Source organism: Bacillus sp. FSL R5-0434, from assembly GCF_038004745.1.
Lineage (GTDB): Bacteria > Bacillota > Bacilli > Bacillales > Bacillaceae > Bacillus > Bacillus halotolerans.
In genome coordinates, this window is sequence record NZ_JBBORV010000001.1 from 4,032,076 (window position 1) to 4,052,118 (window position 20,043).

22 protein-coding genes are annotated in these 20,043 nt (G+C 40.0%); 8 read left to right on the forward strand and 14 right to left on the reverse strand.

All coding sequences use genetic code 11. The annotated features are described in order from the left end of the window. Positions 1–15 precede the first annotated feature (15 nt). The gene (locus tag NYE43_RS20955; protein WP_095712621.1) at positions 16–267 is read right to left on the reverse strand and encodes a hypothetical protein; all 252 of its coding nucleotides are present in this window, start codon (positions 265–267) and stop codon (positions 16–18) included. Positions 268–384: 117 nt separating this feature from the next. Between NYE43_RS20955 and NYE43_RS20960 the strand changes: the two genes are divergently transcribed. Further along, complete coding sequence (locus tag NYE43_RS20960; protein ID WP_024123459.1) at positions 385–1,206, forward strand: SDR family oxidoreductase; 822 nt, start codon at positions 385–387, stop codon at positions 1,204–1,206. 147 nt (positions 1,207–1,353) lie between these two features. Here NYE43_RS20960 and NYE43_RS20965 read toward each other — a convergent pair whose 3' ends face one another. From NYE43_RS20965 to NYE43_RS20980, 4 genes are all read right to left on the reverse strand, one after another. Next, the gene (locus tag NYE43_RS20965) at positions 1,354–1,578 is read right to left on the reverse strand and encodes a Blp family class II bacteriocin (protein WP_024123460.1); all 225 of its coding nucleotides are present in this window, start codon (positions 1,576–1,578) and stop codon (positions 1,354–1,356) included. A 16-nt stretch (positions 1,579–1,594) separates the two neighbouring features. Continuing rightward, complete coding sequence (locus NYE43_RS20970; protein ID WP_024123461.1) at positions 1,595–1,825, reverse strand: hypothetical protein; 231 nt, start codon at positions 1,823–1,825, stop codon at positions 1,595–1,597. 192 nt (positions 1,826–2,017) lie between these two features. After that, a complete protein-coding gene (locus NYE43_RS20975; protein WP_024123462.1) occupies positions 2,018–2,443 on the reverse strand; it encodes a DUF6773 family protein in 426 nt (141 codons plus the stop codon). Continuing rightward, positions 2,433–2,651, reverse strand: a complete 219-nt coding sequence (locus tag NYE43_RS20980; protein ID WP_024123463.1) for a helix-turn-helix transcriptional regulator — start codon at positions 2,649–2,651, stop codon at positions 2,433–2,435. Before NYE43_RS20980 ends, NYE43_RS20975 begins: the two co-directional genes overlap by 11 nt. Before the next feature lie 411 nt (positions 2,652–3,062). Here NYE43_RS20980 and NYE43_RS20985 point away from each other — a divergent pair, with 411 nt between their 5' ends. Then, a complete protein-coding gene (locus NYE43_RS20985) occupies positions 3,063–5,246 on the forward strand; it encodes a peptidase domain-containing ABC transporter (protein WP_024123465.1) in 2,184 nt (727 codons plus the stop codon). Beyond that, entirely contained in the window at positions 5,247–6,716 is a 1,470-nt protein-coding gene (locus tag NYE43_RS20990) for an HlyD family efflux transporter periplasmic adaptor subunit (protein ID WP_341062621.1), read from the forward strand. Positions 6,717–7,036: 320 nt separating this feature from the next. Here NYE43_RS20990 and NYE43_RS20995 read toward each other — a convergent pair whose 3' ends face one another. Further along, positions 7,037–8,179, reverse strand: coding sequence for a TetR/AcrR family transcriptional regulator (locus NYE43_RS20995; protein ID WP_213418168.1), 1,143 nt, complete (start codon positions 8,177–8,179; stop codon positions 7,037–7,039). Between the two features lie 141 nt (positions 8,180–8,320). Between NYE43_RS20995 and NYE43_RS21000 the strand changes: the two genes are divergently transcribed. Then, positions 8,321–9,658: an aldehyde dehydrogenase family protein gene (locus NYE43_RS21000; protein ID WP_341062624.1), complete on the forward strand. Its 1,338-nt coding sequence runs from the start codon at positions 8,321–8,323 to the stop codon at positions 9,656–9,658. Positions 9,659–9,780: 122 nt separating this feature from the next. On the opposite strand, the gene NYE43_RS21005 is transcribed toward NYE43_RS21000, so the two are convergent. Together NYE43_RS21005 and NYE43_RS21010 are read right to left on the reverse strand one after the other, a co-directional pair. Continuing rightward, on the reverse strand, positions 9,781–10,206 hold the full coding sequence (locus tag NYE43_RS21005; protein ID WP_341062755.1) for a DUF5391 family protein: 426 nt from the start codon (positions 10,204–10,206) through the stop codon (positions 9,781–9,783). Between the two features lie 146 nt (positions 10,207–10,352). Beyond that, positions 10,353–10,886, reverse strand: coding sequence for an aldo/keto reductase (locus tag NYE43_RS21010; RefSeq protein ID WP_341062626.1), 534 nt, complete (start codon positions 10,884–10,886; stop codon positions 10,353–10,355). 157 nt (positions 10,887–11,043) lie between these two features. Here NYE43_RS21010 and NYE43_RS21015 point away from each other — a divergent pair, with 157 nt between their 5' ends. Continuing rightward, the gene (locus NYE43_RS21015) at positions 11,044–11,499 is read left to right on the forward strand and encodes an RDD family protein (protein ID WP_095712616.1); all 456 of its coding nucleotides are present in this window, start codon (positions 11,044–11,046) and stop codon (positions 11,497–11,499) included. A 48-nt stretch (positions 11,500–11,547) separates the two neighbouring features. On the opposite strand, the gene NYE43_RS21020 is transcribed toward NYE43_RS21015, so the two are convergent. The 3 genes from NYE43_RS21020 to yxaF all read right to left on the reverse strand — a co-directional run bounded on the left by NYE43_RS21020 (position 11,548) and on the right by yxaF (position 14,581). Next, the gene (locus tag NYE43_RS21020; protein WP_341062628.1) at positions 11,548–12,753 is read right to left on the reverse strand and encodes a DUF418 domain-containing protein; all 1,206 of its coding nucleotides are present in this window, start codon (positions 12,751–12,753) and stop codon (positions 11,548–11,550) included. A 149-nt stretch (positions 12,754–12,902) separates the two neighbouring features. Continuing rightward, complete coding sequence (locus tag NYE43_RS21025; RefSeq protein ID WP_095712614.1) at positions 12,903–13,916, reverse strand: quercetin 2,3-dioxygenase; 1,014 nt, start codon at positions 13,914–13,916, stop codon at positions 12,903–12,905. An 89-nt stretch (positions 13,917–14,005) separates the two neighbouring features. Next, positions 14,006–14,581 carry a transcriptional regulator YxaF gene (yxaF, locus tag NYE43_RS21030; protein WP_198098236.1) on the reverse strand — a complete coding sequence of 192 codons (576 nt, stop codon included), beginning with the start codon at positions 14,579–14,581 and terminating at the stop codon, positions 14,006–14,008. A gap of 130 nt (positions 14,582–14,711) precedes the next feature. On the opposite strand from yxaF, the gene NYE43_RS21035 reads away from it, so the two are divergent. Then, positions 14,712–15,779 carry an SDR family oxidoreductase gene (locus NYE43_RS21035; RefSeq protein ID WP_341062632.1) on the forward strand — a complete coding sequence of 356 codons (1,068 nt, stop codon included), beginning with the start codon at positions 14,712–14,714 and terminating at the stop codon, positions 15,777–15,779. Between the two features lie 36 nt (positions 15,780–15,815). On the opposite strand, the gene NYE43_RS21040 is transcribed toward NYE43_RS21035, so the two are convergent. Further along, complete coding sequence (locus tag NYE43_RS21040) at positions 15,816–16,319, reverse strand: DUF1433 domain-containing protein (protein ID WP_213418175.1); 504 nt, start codon at positions 16,317–16,319, stop codon at positions 15,816–15,818. A gap of 3 nt (positions 16,320–16,322) precedes the next feature. Further along, positions 16,323–16,835, reverse strand: coding sequence for a DUF1433 domain-containing protein (locus NYE43_RS21045; RefSeq protein WP_101865052.1), 513 nt, complete (start codon positions 16,833–16,835; stop codon positions 16,323–16,325). 60 nt (positions 16,836–16,895) lie between these two features. Here NYE43_RS21045 and NYE43_RS21050 point away from each other — a divergent pair, with 60 nt between their 5' ends. Next, positions 16,896–18,368 (forward strand): lipase, encoded by a 1,473-nt coding sequence (locus NYE43_RS21050; RefSeq protein ID WP_341062636.1) that lies wholly within the window; start codon positions 16,896–16,898, stop codon positions 18,366–18,368. Between the two features lie 14 nt (positions 18,369–18,382). Beyond that, positions 18,383–18,793 carry a hypothetical protein gene (locus tag NYE43_RS21055; RefSeq protein WP_024123478.1) on the forward strand — a complete coding sequence of 137 codons (411 nt, stop codon included), beginning with the start codon at positions 18,383–18,385 and terminating at the stop codon, positions 18,791–18,793. Positions 18,794–18,939: 146 nt separating this feature from the next. Here NYE43_RS21055 and NYE43_RS21060 read toward each other — a convergent pair whose 3' ends face one another. Next, positions 18,940–19,971 carry a polysaccharide pyruvyl transferase family protein gene (locus NYE43_RS21060; RefSeq protein WP_101859675.1) on the reverse strand — a complete coding sequence of 344 codons (1,032 nt, stop codon included), beginning with the start codon at positions 19,969–19,971 and terminating at the stop codon, positions 18,940–18,942. Positions 19,972–20,043 lie beyond the last annotated feature (72 nt).

Sequence of the window (20,043 nt, forward strand, 5' to 3'; positions counted from 1 at the left end):
AAGAAAAAGAGAGGATCAGCCTCTCTTTTGTCCTGCATCATTCCATCGGCTAAACTCCCGCTTCATCCAAATATGCACCGGATAGAAAAACAAACAGAACGGTATCAGAAACAATAGATTATGCCATGAAGCATTCAGAAATGCGCTAGCTGTAACCGGAAACGTAATCTCTTGCAATAAAAAAGAGATGACAGTCAGCACAGCAAACGCAGCCGGAATCGTAATGAGACTATAAAATCTGAGTTCCTTCTTATGCTGTATCTTCAAAACACATAAAACCCCCAACAATTTCCAGTTCATTTTAACATATGCAGGCATTTCTTTTCTCACATGTTTATCACTGCACACAGCGGGAAGACAAAAAGAAAAAGGAGGATTCGTGTTATGGGAAGACTTGATAACAAAACCGCTGTGATCACAGGCGCTGCGACAGGCATTGGACAAGCAACGGCAGAGGTTTTTGCCAATGAAGGCGCGCGTGTGATTGTCGGCGATATGAATGAAGATCAAATGAAAGAGACAGTCGAAGCGATCAGACAAAACGGAGGACAGGCTGAGGCTTTTCACCTTGATGTGTCAGATGAAGAAAACGTAAAGCAATTTGCTGATCAACTCAAAGACGCGTACGGAACGATTGATATTCTCTTTAACAACGCCGGCGTCGATCAAGAAGGCGGAAAAGTGCACGAATATCCCGTAGATCTGTTTGACCGCATAATCGCAGTCGATCTGCGCGGCACGTTTCTTTGCAGCAAATATCTGATTCCGCTTATGCTCGAAAAGGGAGGCTCCATCATCAACACCTCCTCCATGTCAGGCAGGGCTGCGGACCTTGACCGCTCCGGCTATAACGCCGCAAAAGGCGGAATCACAAACCTGACAAGAGCGATGGCAATTGATTACGCAAGAAACGGCATCCGGGTCAATTCCATCTCACCGGGTACGATTGAAACGCCGCTTATTGACAAATTAGCTGGCACCAAGGAACAGGAAATGGGCGAGAAATTCCGCGAAGCCAACAAATGGATCACACCGCTCGGCCGCCTCGGCAAACCGAAGGAAATGGCGACGGTGGCGCTGTTCCTCGCTTCTGACGACAGCTCATACGTCACAGGCGAAGACATCACCGCAGACGGCGGCATCATGGCGTATACATGGCCTGGCAAGATGCTGATTGATGAGAAATGGAAGGAAGAAACAAAATAACTGAGATAGTCAGTTAAAAGAATTTATAATAAATAGACGCTACAAAACATTATGTATATATAAATACAAATATAACAAGACCGAGAAAAGATATACTCTTTCCGGTCTTGTTACATAATGTTCAAACTAGTTCTTTATGTATTTTTATTACCAAGCGTTTATTCCGCCAACTATACCGCCAACTATGCCGCCAGTAATTGCTCCGCCGGCACCACCAACGGGTCCGCCAACAGCTGCTCCACCGACGCCTACTGTTGAAGCACCGACTAATGCACCTGAAAAAGCTCCGCCAAGGGCACTTCTCCAGCCTCCGCCATCAATTTGTTCCATTTCTTTTACATTCAATTCTGAAAGACGATTATTATTTTCCATTTATGCTATTCCCTCCTTAAAGCCATTTTCCTGCGATTAATGACCCGCCTAAATAACCAACTGACCCTGCAATTGCACCTGCATGGGCACCAAGAATAACACCTGGAACTCCTCCGACTACACCTGCGCCAGCACCTGTAACTACTGCACTGCCAAGATATTTAGCATAACTTCCTCCATCAATTTGTTCAGCTTCTTCAAGAGTCAATGCCTGAAGTTCAACGTCTTTTATGCTTTTTGCGTTCATCAATATTCCTCCTCAAAGTTATTCAGGTAAATAATAATAACTAGTATAAATTTACCATGGGAATTATAATATTACATAATAAATCCTAAATCAATAGTTTTTTCCATAAAATCATCTATAACCTATCGATCAATTTATATATAGTAAAAGAGAGCTTAACCTAATTCAGTTATTTAGGTTAAGCTCTCTTAATTAATTCTCTAATTCTTTTTTCTGCTGCCTGTTTGAAAATTTATATGTAGTATACATGATGAGACTAAAAGGAATTAGCCATAAAATATACATAAGAATTTGGAATAAGAATTCTTTAGTTGTAAAAGGGAATGTAATGATTTTAAATAATACCGACGTTGCCATATACAGAATAAAAGTAAAAACAATTAAAAGAAAGTACGAACTCTTCTTCTTCTTTTTCAGATTTACTCTTAAAATGCCTTTTAACATAGCTCTTAATCCATAATATCCGCTTCCAACAAACAATATGATAATTGTCATTAACGTGCTCGGCATTTTAAACATAATCGAAAGTATAAAAGAGACAAAAACCAAAGCAATTACTAAAAGAAAGCTTTCATGACCTATTTTATTTTCAATATGACTTATTCTCTCATCCTTCATTAGTTTCTTCCTCCCTGTTATGCGTCCAAAATACATCATTCAGAGTAACTTTCAATTCTATACAAATTTTCAAACATAATTGTAAAGAAGGATTATACTTCCCTTTTTCAATTAATCCAATCGTCTGTCTTGTCACTCCAATTTTTTCGGCAAGTTGTTCCTGTGTTAAATTCGCTCTTGTTCTTTCCAACTTCAAATTATTATTCATTGGCAAGTCTCCATTGGTTTATTTATCTGTAGCATATCATATATAAAAAACCTATGCAAAATATATATTGCATTTATCCATATATATTTTACATTTTGTCTATTATATCTTACAATGAATTTTAACATTTATAGGAGTTGGTAAAATGAAATTGTTCTATATCTTTATAATCGCAGGGGGTTTATTTTGTATATCTCTTTCTTATTTTTTTCACTTAGGTGTATTTAATCTTGCTTTATATCTTATCTATATCAATTACGCATTTATATTATATAAACGTGCCAAAAGCTCTAAATAACAATAAATATTTACCTTAAAAAGGTTGACAAACCATGAAAATGTAATAAAATGATGTCTATTCTTTATATTATATATATTCTAAAAAATGACCTTCATTATGGAGAGTAGTATATGTTTTTTAATAGATATCATTGTGTACGACAACTTGATCAAAAAGATTGTGGAGCAGCCTGCCTATCAACAATTGCAAAACATTATGGCTCAAAGCTCTCTCTAGCTTATATACGTGACATTGCTGGAACTGATACACAAGGTACTAGTGCTCTTGGAATGGTAAAAGCCGCCGAACAGTTGGGGTTTTCAGCAAAAGCTGTGCGTGCAGAGCATACAGCTTTTGATCAGTCCATTACTCTTCCAGCAATTGCACATATTATTATAGATCAACAATTATTGCATTACGTTGTTATACATAAAATTAGTAAAGATAAAATTATCATTGCGGATCCTGGAAAAGGGCTCGTTACATATCAAAAAGATGATTTTTTTAAGATTTGGACAGGCATCTTAATACTTTTAGCACCTACTGAGACTTATAAAAAACAGACCGAGACAAGTAATATAAGTGCCGATATTTTCAGGTTGATTCTTCAGCAAAAATCGTTGATTATACATACGTTTTTAGCATCCTTTATTATTACCGTCTTCGGGATCCTCGGTACTTTTTACTTTCAGACGATCATCGATCAAATCCTACCTAATGGATTAAGTAACACATTACATATTCTTTCAATCGGCCTTTTGATTATGTATTTATTTAAGGTTTTCTTAATAGGTTTTAGGCAATACCTAATGATTCTCCTAGGTCAAAAATTAAGTATCTCCATCATGTTTGGATACTTTCAACATGTGCTTACTTTGCCAATGAAATTTTTCAGCAATAGAAAAGTCGGCGAAATTATATCCAGATTTACTGATGCTAATAAAGTGATCGATGCGGTTGTCAGTGCATCGCTTTCGGTCATACTCGATACCATTATGCTTATTATGGTTGGTATTTTCTTATATCTGCAGAATACTACTTTATTTCTCATCACATTGGCTTTCATACCTTTTTATATTTTGACGGTTTGGATTTTTATAAAACCCTACGAAAATATAAATAACACAGAAATGGAAAACAATGCGCAGCTGACTTCAAAGATTGTTGAGACGCTTAACGGCATCGAAACTGTTAAAGCATACAATGCGGAATATATGATGTCATTTGAAACAGAAAAAAGATTTGTGAAATACTTACGATCAGCTTTTAAACACGGAGTTATTGATAACCTTCAGAGTTCCATAAAAATGTTTTTGGATTTAGCAAGCGGTGCATTGATACTGTGGATCGGATCAACTCAGGTCATGAAAGGCACCCTTACTATCGGTCAGCTTATTACATATAATGCCTTATTAACCTACTTCTTAAATCCTTTACAAAACATCATCGGCCTACAATCTAAGCTTCAGTCAGCTTCTGTTGCGTCCAAAAGGCTCGGAGAAATTCTAAAGCTAGAACCCGAATTAATAGAGAAAGAGGCGCGAATAACATCGACGTCGTCAATTACAGGTCCGCTTTCTTTTAAAAAAATCAATTTTCGATACGGAACTCGAAGGCTCATCTTAAAAGATATTACACTGCATATTCAAAAAGGAGAGAAAGTTGCCTTTGTTGGAGAAAGCGGTTCAGGAAAATCTACTTTGACTAAGCTTTTAATGAAATTTTATACAGCTGAATCAGGTGAGGTTTCAATCAATGGTTATCATATAAATGATATTCACATCAATGCGTTAAGGGAAAGCATAAGTTATATACCTCAAGAATCTCATTTTATACAAGGATCAATTCTTGAAAACCTTTTGCTTGGGAACTCAGGCAGTTTTACCTTTGAAGAGATTATAGAAGTATGTAAACAAACTAAAGTACATGATTTTATCAATGATTTACCAATGAGATACGATACTCTTGTAGAAGAAAACGGGTCTAATTTATCTGGAGGCCAGAAGCAAAGACTCGCAATTGCCAGAGCATTATTAAGAAAACCTAACATTCTCATAATGGATGAATCAACTAGCAATCTCGATACGACAACCGAACAGGGAATATCAAAGATGATATACGATCAGACTGTTGATGTAACTACGATTATAATTGCTCATCGTTTGAGTACAATTATGAATTGCGACAAAATATTTGTCATGGAAAATGGAGAAATCATAGAGTATGGGAACCACAATGATTTATTGAAGAAAAAAGGCAAGTACTATGAGTTGTGGGAGAACCAAATGCCATCGAGAGAGATGGTGACAATTTAGATGAAACGTAACTTTTTCAATTTAAATGATTTGAGGGATAGCAGAGAATTCTACGAATCAAAACCCAAACCAATTGGTGTTTTCTTTACATATATACTGATAGCTTTACTTATTGCATGTATTGTTTTTAGTTTCTATGGAAAGAAAGAAGTGATTCTAAAAACGACAGCTGACATCCAATATACCAAGCCTAACAGCAACGTAACAAACGAAGTAGCCGGCAAAGTAAAAACAGTTGATATTAAACAGGTTGATAAGGTGAAAAAGGGAGATACTCTATTAACTCTAGACAATACTGAAATCCAAGCGCAGAAAAAAGCTGTTAAAGAAGATATCAAAGATTTAAAAGAACAAGCTGCGTTAAACAAAACTCTAAAAAAAAGTATTGAAAATGACAAAAATTTATTCAGCGAGAACGATCATTGGGGTTATCAAGATCAATATCTCTCATATGAAAAACAAAGTAATTTGTTAGAGTCATCAAAAGAAAATGCAAAAACTCAGCAGAAAAAACTTAAGAAGCAGAAAATAAGCATAAAAAATAGTCTGGATAAGACAAAAAACAAAGTGAAACTAAAGCTTCAAAGAATTTCTGATCTGCAAGACTCCATTAAAAACAATAAATCCTTTGCCAAACAGGATGATAAGTACAATTCTTACTATAATAGTTATCAAACTAACAAACAAAATGTAGAGCAGCAGCTTGATGATCTACGGAAGATGAAAGATGGGCTCGATAAAAACAGTTTCTCACAGCAGAAAGAGAATCTAAACGGACAGCTTGAAAGTTTAAAACAAGATATGCTAGTAAAACTAAGTGAAGAAAAAGACGAATTAAATCAATCACTTGATGAGATTAACAGTTCAATGAAAAGTGACGATTCTGACAGTGATTCCGATAACTCAGAGGAAACAAATTATAAGCTTTCAATTGAACAGCTTAAAACAAACTTGCTAAATCAAACATCTCAAAAGCAAACAGATCTTCAGACCACTCTTAAATCAAAAGAAGATGATCTAAAGATGATAGATTTACAATTAGAAAAATATAAAATAAAAGCAATTAGTGACGGCTATGTTAATGTACTAACAAATATATCTCCAGGTGACAATTTACAAGCAGGCACTGCTATTTTGACTATTGTCTCTGATAAAGAGAAGCTTAGAGCTAACATTTATATTCCGAGTCATGAGATCACAAATATTAATGAAAAAGATGAAGTAAGATTCCATATTGAAAATACAAATCAAACCATTAAAGGTGTCATTATCAAAATAAGTCCAGACAGTATTAGTGATCAAAATGGGCAAAAATTTTATATTGCTGAAAGCAAAATAGAAAGCAAAGAAATAGTTAAAAATAACGGAACAAAAATACACTTAAAAAATGGCATGCAGACTGATGTATCTATTATTGTTGATTCAAAAAGATATATTGATTATTTTTTAGATACATTAAACTTACATTAATTCCCATCAAGAGAAGTGTGCATATATGCCTCAAAGCAGATGAGCATCTGCTTTGAGGCATTTTATTTTTTTAAGAAAGGTAGAGGACGTATAGAATCATGTTTCAAAACAAACTGTTATTTTTACTCTTTTTATTCTCTTCAATCGTTCGCCTTTTCTTTAATACAGTATTGTTCCCCACTGTAAGCTGGAAGTCTTGGACGGTGAATATTGTTTTTATTCTTTTGTCTCTTCTATTTCTCAATCTCACCTTAAAAGAAAGAAAATCAAAAGACCAAGTATCATAACGACCTAAAGCCCGGATTAAGTCTCCGGGCACTTCAAAGCAATACAACCTTATACTTCTTCACATCCAAAAACTGCAAAAACTCCCTCGTCAGCACTTCCGGCGCATACGCCTTCCCTTCATCGAGCCGATACAATATCAGCCCGATAATCATCGCCGATACATAATAGGCATAAAGCTTTTTCTCCGCAGGAATATTAGTTTGCTGATGTAGATAAAATGATTCCAACGCTTTGAGCATCTCGGGTATCACATGAGGAACACCCCAGTCCCGATTGAGCAAATGGACAATAGGCATGCGGTCTAAAGCAGAAAGCAGGCTGGCGAGCGCCTCCCTCGCTTCCTCTAAAGAAAGCTCATTCGGACTGAAGGCAATCGACAGGTGATCTATGATCTCCGCACACGCTTGCTGAATGATGGTCTGCAGCAATTCTTCTTTACTGGCATAGTGATCATAAAAGGTTGCGCGGCGGATATTGCTTTTCCGGGTAATGTCAGAAATCGTGATGGCCGCGTAGTCTTTTTTCTCTGACAATACGTCCAGCAAAGCCTTCTGCAGCGCTTCTCTCGTTCGAACCACACGCCTGTCGATTTGCTTGTCCTCCTGCCGCTCCCATGACGGAGCCTGTCCAAACAGCCAATAAAACCGCTTTTGAGAAACGAGCTCCCATACTTTTTGGCTGATGGCTTCCGGAGACGCCTCCGCATCCTCATTCAGCCAATACAGGATAATCGCGTACGTGTACAAGGCCCGGTAATGTCCGTAAATTTCCCGTTCGATCGGCGTCAAATTCACATGAATCGGTGCCAGCAACACATCCTGCTGAAACACATCCTTAAAAAAACGATGAAACTGTCCTCTGTTCATCATCGTGCCAAAAAAGGATCGATGCTCGTGGACAAAAGACAAAGTCGGATGCACGGTGTGCCGCTTTTTATTTAAATGGAATGTGTCTATATGCTTGAAGGCGTTATAGAGCGCCTCGCCCAGACCTTCCTTCATGTCTACGATTACATCCTCAATAATGGAGAACTTGTCTTCATAATAAAGATAGAGTGTCCCGCGGCTCACTTGTGCGTGTTCAGCAATTTCTTTCATTGTAATCTGTCGAATATCCCTTTTTTCTAATAAATCCAGAAGCGCCTGTTTGATTTGAGCCTCAGCAGATTCCGGCAAAAGAGTCACCTCCAAACTTAGACAGATGTTCGATATATGTACGGTAACGTATAGATGATTCTCCGTTGTCTTTCTTATAGAAAAGATACCACTTTATAATAGTTCCGAGATAAGCAGAAAGCAAATGAGGGGGATTTTACAATGGAAGAGCAAGTAAAAGACGACATTCAGCGCGTCTTCCAGCTTCAGAAAAAACAGCAAAAAGTGCTGCGCGCTTCAACAGCGGAACAGCGTAAAGAAAAGCTTCAGCGCTTTTTGGATTCCGTCATTGCACATGAAGAGGAAATCATCGAAGCGATCCGCAAAGACGTGCGGAAGCCGTATCACGAGGTCAAAAAAGCGGAAATCGAGGGTACAAAAAAAGCGATCAGAGATAATATGAACAACCTGGAAACATGGATGGCACCCAAAGAAGTCGGTTCATCCTTAAGCTCTGATGCCAACGGAATCCTTATGTACGAGCCTAAAGGCGTCACGCTTATACTCGGTCCGTGGAACTACCCGTTTATGCTGACGATGGCGCCGCTTGCCGCTTCTATCGCTGCAGGAAACAGCGCCATTGTGAAGCTGTCAGACTTTACGATGAACACGAGCAATATTGCCGCAAAAGTCATCCGAGATGCTTTTGACGAAAAAGAAGTTGCCATTTTTGAAGGAGAGGTTGAAGTGGCCACTGAGCTTCTTGATCAGCCGTTCGACCACATTTTCTTCACCGGAAGCACAAATGTCGGAAAAATCGTCATGACAGCCGCCGCCAAACACTTGTCATCTGTCACGCTTGAGCTTGGCGGCAAGAGTCCGACCATCATCGACAGTGAATACGACTTAATGGACGCAGCGAAAAAAATTGCTGTCGGCAAGTTCGTAAATGCCGGCCAAACCTGCATCGCACCGGATTATATCTTCATTAAAAAAGACGTGCAGGACAAGTTCGCAGGCATTTTACAAACCATTGTCAACGCAGGATTTATGGAAGATGATTACACGCCGGATCGAAACAAATTTACGCAAATTGTCAATGACCGCAACTTTAACCGCGTCAAAGCTTTATACGACGATGCCATCGAGAAAGGCGCGGAAGTCGTGTTCGGCGGCGTATTTGATGCAAGCGACCGTACGATCTCGCCAACCGTTTTAAAAAACGTTACGCCAGATATGAAGATCATGCAGGAAGAAATCTTTGCACCGATCCTGCCGATGATGAACTATGAAGACATCGATGAGGTCATTGATTACGTAAATGACCGCGATAAACCGCTCGCGCTTTATGTATTCAGCCACAACCAAGACCTGATCGACAACGTCCTTCAGCACACCACATCAGGAAATGCAGCGATCAATGATGTCGTCGTTCATTTCAGTGACATCAACCTGCCATTCGGCGGCGTAAATACAAGCGGAATCGGCTCTTACCATGGGGTATACGGATTTAAAGAGTTTTCTCATGAAAAAGGTGTGTTTATTCAAGCAGCTAAATAAACATGGTTCAGAGAATCTGCATCATCTTGCAGGTTCTCTTTTTCTATCATCCCCGACAAAGTTTCATAACAATAAATAAATGTAGTTCACAGAAAAATCATGCATTAACACAAAATAGAAAACTATGTAAAATCCCTTGTGACAGGTTTCTTTGGCGCAGAACGAAACGCTGCAAAAAACCAAATGATGTTTACAGCCGCTGAAGCGAGACAGAGCCCCATCACAGTGATCACATCAGAGAGCGGATGGTCACTGAATATACTGACCATCAGCACAATGGCGGCAGTAGATAAGTGAATCAGCAAACCCATGCCGCAAAGCGCCGCCATCACATATCTCATTGCATCCACACCCAGCATGTAAATGAGGATAGGAATGAGATAGAAAACAAGTATCATACCAATTGCCGACCACATACCGATAGAGTTGAACTGATTGGCTGAGGACCCCGTGTCTGCCAGCGGAGAAAGTGAAGCCGCAGCAATCATAGCGCAAAAAAGGAATGCAGAAATCGCAGTCATGATCACCACGCTATTTTTTCTGGACATGTTCAATTGACACCACCTCCCAAAATAGAAATATTAACCTTTATTATCATAAGGTAAAATCTAATAGAAATCGATGAATTTCTAAAAACACCCATAAAAAAAGATATACTCCATTCATTTGAAATAGAGTATAACTGGAAAAAATGTTAAGAACTGAACATCTGATCCATTTGTTTCAGTTCATCTTCTGATAAATGAAGATTTGCTGTTTTGATATTCGTCTTGAGTTGGCCAGGCCGAGTGGCTCCAGGGATGATCAAATCAATCCCAGGCTGATGCAGCAGCCATGACAAAGCGACCTGTGCCGGCTCCGCTTGTTTTTGTTCAGCAAACCGCTTTAATTTCTCCAGCTTCGCTTCGATCAGCTCCCACACCTGTTGCAAGTCACTTTGCTTCTGTTTCAATTTCTCCTGGTAATTTCTTAGCAGCTCGCGCTGAGTATTATCCAAGCGATCTGTCTGTTCCTGCAGGCTGAGGAACGGCTTCATTTCCTCTAAAGACATGCCCGTTTTCTTCAAACATCTGATGAACAGCAGACGTTTCTTGTCATCCTCACTAAACACCCGATGGCCGTTCGCCTTTCGTTTAACCGGCGGAAGCAAGCCGATTTTCTCATCATAACGAACCGCATCCTCAGTCATTTGGCACTGCTTTATGGCTTCTAATAATGTATAAGACATGTTTTTTAATCATCTCTAGTATATTTATATAGTAGAAGAGAAAGGATAAAAGACTCATTTTTCAGTAATATCAGGATTTTATCACCATATCATATTGCAAAAGCTTTTTTTACAAAGTATACTGTTCCAGATTAATTCAAAGGAGAGAGAAATATACATGGAAAAACCGGCAGGATTTTGGATTCGTGTTTTAGCTTATTTGATTGATGGCATTATTGTATCTGTTCCTAGCTATATTATTCTATTTATTATCAATTCCGTATTTATCGCTGGATCCATCGCAACAGACCCATACATGACAAAAGACGAATATATGGTGAAATACTTAACGCTTGCCTTTTTACCAGCCATGCTGATTATGATCGTCATCAGTGTGTTATATTACGGGCTGCTTACAGCTTCTAAAATGCAAGGTACGCTCGGCAAGAAAATTCTCGGGCTGAAAGTAGTCAATGAACAAGGCGGACGCGTGTCTATCGGGCAGGCAATCGGCCGTTACTTTGCGTACATATTATCTGGAATTATCTTTTATATCGGTTTTATCATGGTGGCATTCGGAGAGAAAAAAGGCCTTCATGACATCATTTGCCGTACACGGGTTGTATATAAATAATTGAAAACATGAAAAAGTCTAAACTCCAATATGAGTCTAGACTTTTATTTATCTTGATTTCTTCAAGATCGGCTGCCATTTCATATACGTAAGGCTCCTCCAAAGCCACTCAAACGGCCCCATTCGGAATGCCCGCAGCCAAAGATGGCTGATGATCATTTGAAGGGCACATACCGCGATCGTGATCAGCACGCCCGCAGCCGGATATACTTTTCCGTATAACCCTAACCCGTAATGATAGAAAATCCACGTACAAATGATTGATTGCATGAGATAGTTGGTAAATGCCATTCTCCCGACTGCGGAAAAGTATTGCAGCGGCTTAGCCAGTCTTGTCTTATGATAAAGATACACAATCGTTGTGACGTAGAAAAACATAAGAAAAGGTGCTCCAACCAGCAAAAATACTTCTATTTCGGTCACACTGTACAATATATGAGCGCTGATGCCAATGACCAGCCCCAACAGCCATACTCTTTTTAACGCTTTGCGGTGCTTTTCCGGCTGATGCAGCAATCTTGATTTTGCCGCCGCGGCGCCCAGCAAAAACATACTGAAATATGGGATGGAGGCAAAAAAGAAATTCAGCGGATTATAGGTCAGCATGCCATTCATTGACATATAAACGAGCCGATCGTGGATTCGCTGTTCCGCAATATCTTTCAAGCTGCCGTTTCCGTAAGCATGCAGCGCCTGCTTCGCTTGCTGAATGGCTGCTTGTGCCCATTCTTGTCCGTTTGCTTGATGAAAGCTTGCCAAAATGAACGGAAGAGAAAACAGGAGATACAAAGAGACTGCCCATATCAACAGTGTTTTCGGCTTTGCTTTTCTGAACAAAAGTAAAACCAAACCAAGCAGGGCGTATTCCGTTAAAATATCCCCGTCCCATATCAAAAAAGCATGAATGGTTCCAAAGATGAAGAGTGCCAATAATCTTCTGATATAAAGCGGGACAAAACGTTTTCCTTTGCTTAACGCTCTCTCCATCATCACCACCATGCCAAACCCAAATAAAAATGAAAACAGTAAAATACATTTGGTTTGAATCAAAAATTTCAATATGTCTGCTGCAGCAAAGTCGGCACCAGACCACTTTTCCGTGAAAAAATTATCCTTTTCAAGCATAGACAAATACATATCCGGATAACTGAAGTGCGCCAAATTCACAAATAGAATGCCGAAAATGGCAATTCCTCTTAACACGTCAAGCACACCAATACGCTCATTTGTCAGAGTCGGCTGTGATGAAGCCATATGAATCACGCTCCTTTTTTCTATACCTCAATCGTATGAAAAAAAGAAGCGAAGAAACATCGATTTAGGTGGCAGCGCAAAGGAAAAACCTTACAATCTCGTCACCTTCACAATAAAAACCAGGCTTCACAGGAAGCCCGGCGGAGATATTATGGTTTCATGACCTTTAAATCTAATGTCTCGATATTCTGCAAGACACGGTCGAATCGCAAAGCTTGAGGCTCACTCGGGAAAATATGCCCTTCATACGGATCTCCTAACGTGCGGAAAAACGGCTCGAATAAGCCCGGAGCCAATACACCCACCATTTTTGTATAGTGAGAATCCAAGCGATATGAGTGTACAGTGTTGGCAGGAACATGCAGGAAATCTCCAGGATTAAGCTGAATTTCTTCACCATCGGCCCACATCGTCATTTGCCCTTCAAGGCAATAGAAAGTTTCTGTATGATGCTCATGGTAATGATCAACGACGCGATCGCCTTTAGGACCTTCAGATGATACAACGATAAATTGCCCGTCCGTATTCTTTTGCGCAGCCACAATGCGGTGAAGCTGATCGCCCGTCAATAGGCGGTCTCCTTCTCCAGACTCAAGCACATATGGAACAACGCCAGCCGGAAGTTCTGTATTCTCCACTAGTTTTGGAGCACCGGCAGGGGTTTCATCCTCCGCAAATATAATGTCCGCCGCCTCAGCCGCTTTTGCAAAACGCTCTTTTGATACCTCTTCGCTTGCGTGCGGTGGATGTTCAGCGTGATCATACGGCGTTCCAAGCACGGAATACATATGTGCGACATTCCCTTTCATTGTGTAAGACACCAGCCGTGTTCTGTGGCTATGCATCCGGTAGCTGTGCGGCGTTCCGGCCGGAATGTTCGCATAATCACCAGCTACTAAAAGATGATGTTCTCCATCAAGCGTCAGTTCAAGCTTACCGTCAAGAACAAGAAGCCCTTCATGCGTATTTTTGTGAATATGAAGCGGAAAGGCATCTCCTTTTCCCCCAGAAAGCAGCACGATCTCGAACAAACCTCCCGTGCTCTTTCCGTTTGCCATCACTGTCGCGACCTGTCTGCCGAACAAATAGCGCTCTCCCTCTCCGCTGCGTAGCAAGTAAGGCACTTTTTCTTTGGGCAGTGAATGTTTACTTAACGTTTTCATGTTGTTTCCTCCAATTTAGACCAGTCTATATATTTTAGGTTTCCTACTAGACCGTTCTATATAATTGTAGGGGAAAGGATAACAAATTGCTACCCTTTTTTCCTCACCAATACTGGAATTTGTTCGGCAATGAGAAGAAGGGGCGTTTTGTCTTTATTCGTTAAAGAAAGCATAATGCCGCCTTCAATCATCGAATTAATCAGCATTCCAAGCTGGCTTGCTTCTTCTTCTGCAAATCCGTTTTCCATTAATTTTTTGGCGAAAACCGCTTCCCAGCTTTTAAACACTTTCATGCAAACCGTGCGCAGCGGCTCGCTGATTAACGCCGTTTCACTCGCCAGCAAGCCGACTGGAATCCCTTGAATGCTTTCCGTATTGTCAAACTGGCTGGCGGTTTTTTTGATAAAACGCTGAATCGCTTCAACAGGATCAGAGGATTCATCCATGCTTTTCTGTATCACATGTTCAACGATCTTACCCGTATATGTAACCGCTTCAATTGCTAATTCTTCTTTACCATTCGGAAAAAAGTGATATAGCGATCCCTTAGGAGCACCGCTTTCCTTCACAATCTGGTTTAAGCCCGTCGCGTGATATCCTTGCAGCTGGAACAGACGTGACGCTGTGTGAAGGATTTTTTCACGTGAATCTCCTCTGCTAGTCATTGAAACATTCCCTCCTAGGTATGGTAGAGCGACTTATATAATATAAAAAAGAACCGTGGGATTGTCAAAAGGGGTAAGAACCTCCTGGATGGGGTAAAAGTAGACAAACATGTCTAGGAGGGGATTCTCGATGACAACTGATGATACGGTCACCAATACTGAACAGCTTGAAAAACAGCAAAACCCGAAAACGAAGCTCAAACTGAAAAAAGTAAAGGATCAAGTCATCGTCATTACCGGTGCTACAAGCGGAATCGGCCTCGTCACCGCGCGAATGGCGGCCGAAAAAGGAGCAAAAGTCGTCGCAGCAGCCCGAAATGAAGACGCCCTTCAGGAGCTCGTTGATGAAGTAAAGAAAAAAGGGCACGAAGCCATCTATGTAAAAGCGGATGTGGGAAAAGAAGAAGACGTCAACCGCATCGCAGAAACCGCGATCAGCACATTCGGCCGCTTTGACACATGGGTTAACAACGCCGCTGTTTCGGTTTTCGGACACGCCATGGATGTTACCACCGAAGACATGAAGCGCGTGTTTGACACCAATTTCTGGGGTCCGGTCTATGGAACAAGGGCAGCCGTCAAACACTTTACAAGCAGAGGCGGTCCGGGTGCTCTCATCAATGTAGGAAGCCTGTTCGGCGACAGAGGAACCGTTATACAATCCACCTACGCGTCTGCGAAATTCGCGCTTCACGGATGGACAGAAAGCATCCGAATGGAGCTTGAAAAAGAACAGGCACCCGTCTCGGTCACACTCATCCATCCAGGCAGAATCGACACGCCTTACAACGAACACGCCAGAAGCTACCTGGACAAACAGCCGGCTCATTACCGCTCTATGATCTACCCGCCGGAAGCTGCAGCCGAAGCCATTCTGTTTGCCGCTGAACATCCGAAACGCGACATGTACATCGGCTCACAGGCAAAAGCCATCGCCATGCTGGGTGCACTCTTCCCCCGGCTGACCGACAGGCTGATGGAAAAAATCATGTACTACAGCCAGCATGCGGAAAGACCGTCCAAACCGCGTGAAGAAAGCGCGCTTTACCATGCGGGCTACGGCATGCCTGACAGGGGGACAAATAAAGGGTGGCTTCGGTCAAGAAGCTATTATGTAAAGGCCACAAAGCGCCCAGCGGTAACTGCGGCAGTTATTGCCGGACTGGCGGCTTGGGGGATGATGATGCGAAGGAAGTAAGCCGGTCTCGAAAAAATAAACAGGCATTTCGCCTGTTTATTTTAATTCTCCTATGTCTTTTAAGTATTGTTCACGCTCTTTTTTATCAGGATATGCGGTTTTAATATATTCTTCTTTTTCTTTCTTGCTGTATTTGCTCCAGTCAGTAAAACGGTCTCCCACTTCTTTAGAATATCCAATTGAATCTACTTCATTCGATTTATAATATAAAGAGGCATCAAATGTGAACTTTTCCGGCTCATTATTTATATAACCAGTAACTTCAATCATTCCCATTGGACTTATCGTAACCTTCTCATTAAACTTAATATCCTTAATAAAATGATGAATATCCTCTTTTTTCAATTTTTCCTTTATTTTCGGTTTCATCTTTTCAGCGTACTCTTCAGCTTTTTCTTGTTCACTTTTTTCTTTACTAGTTATGTATTCTTTATCCTTAGAAGTGTCTGACGTTTTTTTGATTTCATAAATGAAGCCAACCATTAAAATTAACAAAACGCTAACAAAAGCTAGCAATTTAAATGGCGCTTGTTTTTTCATAGATTATTTCATTTCCCCTATGTCTTTTAAATATTGTTCACGCTCTTGTTTATCAGGGTATGCGGTTTTGATATATTTATCTTTTACCTCTTTGCTATATTCGCTCCAATCTCTGAAACGGTCTGAGACATCTTGGGAATAGCTTATCCCATCAACTTTATTGGACTCGTATATCAAATCTGCGGAAAAATCGAATTTCTCTGGGTTGTCATTTATATAACCATTTACTACAATTCTTCCCATCGGGTTTATATTAACTTTATCTTCAAAAGTCACAGACTTTATAAAATGATGAATATCCTCTTTTCTTAACTCTTCTTCTATTTTTGGCTTCATTTCCTCAACGTATGCTTCTGCTTTTTCTTGTTCGCTTTTTTCTTTATTATTCATATTTTTTTTACCTCCTGTGACCTCCGATTTTTCTGGTTTATTTAGTTGATGATTAATATAAAAAGCACATGTTAGTGAGATTAATAAAACTGCCCCTACAATTAGTATTTTTTTGGTATTTATCATGGTATTTCATCCTTTTTTATTTTATTATACAAGATAGGTAAAGTTTGGGGGAATAGTGAAATGGCTATAAGAAAAAACACTTTAAAAATTAGTGATGAAGATTATAATGAAATTTCCAGTTCAGCATATAACCTTAAAAAATACCACATTGGTCAAACAATAAAAATTAGCAACGGCCAAAAGCTGTATGTTGTTGATTATAAAAAAACTGAAAAGGGTCTTGATGCCTTAACTCTTGTTAATGAAAGAGATTATACAATTTCAAACAATGGAAAAGACAAAGAAAAAATCCAAAACGCCATCATCGCATACCGCGGGTCAGAACCTATCAGCACTAACCAATTAAAAGAAACGATTAAGGAAACAAATCAGCGTGGAAAAAGAGAAGAGCTCATTAAAGAACTAGAGAAAAAAGGGATCAATATTCCAGCTGAAGAAGATGGGTCTTCTTTTGACTCAGTAACAGGTTTCTCTGAATATGCAAATGAGATCATCCAAGATTGGCTTCACATGGATACTAGTTATCTAGTTGGCAAAAAGCCGTTTGATGATGGAACAGATAACCAGGCCATTCAGGCAGATCAATATGCAAAAAAAATACATAAAGACTTTAAAAATGCTGACATTCAAGTCACCGGTCACTCATTAGGCGGATCTAATGCAAGCTATGCAGTCGTGATGAATGACTTTATAGAACGCGGTGTCACTTTCGAGAATCCTAACATATATGAAAACCTGCCTGAGGATGTAAAAGCCCAGGCGTTAAAGGGAGAGTTTCGCAGCCGTTTAACAGAATATATTAATTTAAATGATGGATTATCCTTGCTGAATCGGGATGCTGCTGAAGTAGGCAAAGTAAAAGTGATGTATGACGAAGCTTTGCCCAATGGTGTACAGAATAATAGCCTCCCTGATGAAGTGAAAATGCTGGGTCTTGGACTGAAACATTATGGCAATCAATCTCTTGATATCACACTATTTGCTGAAGCCTTGATGGGAAGTCACGGCTTGGATCGATACAGCTTCCATTCAGATGGCTCTGCCCAAACTGTGGATGATGTTTTAAAGAACAACCCTGACTTTGCATTAACGATGCTTAAGCAAATGAAATCAACGAATGTGAAGGCCAATACAGGTGTTTCGATTCTCATTAAGTCACATGTATTGATGAATACAAGCACCCAGTTAAAACATATCGCTGAATCAGAATGGTCTAAGATTATACGCCAGATTGAAAGAATTGATGACAAAGTAAAGGATTCAATTGAGGATGTCAGGAATATGCATACACGAATGGTTGGTTTTGGCGCCTATGATGAATTATCAGTTTCCGATGTCGATGATCTGATCAATAAGATCAAAATGAACAAACCGCACCACCTTTTTTACTCAAAAGAAAAATATGATCAGGCAGTAGATGCAGCGCTCAATCTGCAACACTTTCTACAGATGATTGCAGATGATCTCGGACATATGGGACATGCGTATCATGATGCAGATCTGGCAGCGGCCAGTCGAATGGGGATTTCATAAGGAGAGAAAGAAACATGGATTTTATGAATAAGAAACCAACAGATGCTGACCGTTTTATGCAAAGAGTGACGAGTCAGCATTCAAGCACTTCGATTTTTTCAAACACTAATGTAAATACCTCTGAAATGACACCTGAACAATTGGCGGCGTTCAAAGAGAAGAAGAGACAAGAACAAAAATTGGCGTTGATGAATTCAATCAAAAAACAATTAAGCTATGCATTTCAGGAAGACCGTAAGAATTTGTCTTCGATCCTTGAAAATATTACTGATGCCGAGCAGGCTATAAAGACAAAACGAGAAATCCTCAACCATCATATGTCTGGAAAAGCAATAGATAGTGTCACTGATAAAATGAAAGATCACCTTTCATTTGATAAAGTTCATTCCGATGTTTCGAGTGTAATCAATTCCATTGGCTTATAAGGTAGAGAGTCAATATAGCTTAAAATAAAGAAGATATCATCTCCGACGAAGTGGCGCAGCGAGAACGAATCACGAATGAAACTGTGCGTCTGGAAAAACATCATTAGCACAGAAAAAAGCAGACTGTTCCCAGTCTGCTTTTCCCATTACGATCTAAAGAAATCAATCAGCGGCTGAAAATCCTTAGACAAATCAACGTCATTCGGCTCTGCTTGAAGCAGGCGGTCAATCATTTGCTCTAATTCCTCAATATCGTTTTTATCTGTGTATTCAATGAAGTTTAAGCTTTCAAGCCAATCTCGGTATGAATGTTTAGCTTTGCCGTAGCTATTTCCAAAGACGAGGCATGGCGTTTTTGTGATAATCGAGAAGATCATAGCGTGAAGGCGGTCTGTCACCACCAATTTACTGGAACCAATGCGGTCGAGCATTTCCATGAAATGCTTTTCCCGATCCTCGTAATCAATCATATCGACCGTATCAAGCACCGTGTCTGTACGCTCCGCATAGGTTGTTTTTTCTGCCCATTTCATCATGTGTGAAATAAAATCTTCATCGGTTACCTTCTCCTTGTCCGCTCTTAAAATAAAAAGAACGCCGTCCCGTTCAAGCTCTTTCGGTACGATATCCAAAGACAGCACCATATCCGGTGTAAAGATGACATCTGAATTGAAGGTTTCTTTCACAACGTCGAGCGTCTGTGTCTCCCGCGCGGCAATCGTTAAATTTGGATTTTGATGGTACGCATCCTGTGTTTTTTTCTTTTCTTTGTTTCCGTCCTCTGTATCTTCAAAATAGACGGATTGCGGAAGAGAAATGGATTTATAGTCTTTAAACGCTGCAAAGACCTTCCTTCTGTCCTCCTCAATATCAAGGTAAAGGTTCCCCAGATTTCCTCCGCCGGTAAAGCAGACAATATCGTCTTCACGGATGATCTCCTTCACCAATTCAATGCCTTCGTCCGTCGCGTAGTCCATAATTTCAATATATTCATAGTAAGGAAAATGATTTTTAATAAATTTCTCTTCCGCATACGCAATCGCTTGGTCTCCGATGTTTGTGTAACTCGGGGAACCAAACAAAAATACTTTTCGTTTATCATTTAATAAGGCTTCGGGTTTTACATTCGGTGCGATCCCTTTTACTAGTTTTTTGCCTTTGATTTCTTGTACAGTCATGTCTGTGTCCTCCTTCTAGGTTGTGCTTGGTTATCTGTCTGTACCCAGAAAGGAGGGTGTATATGCACGGGC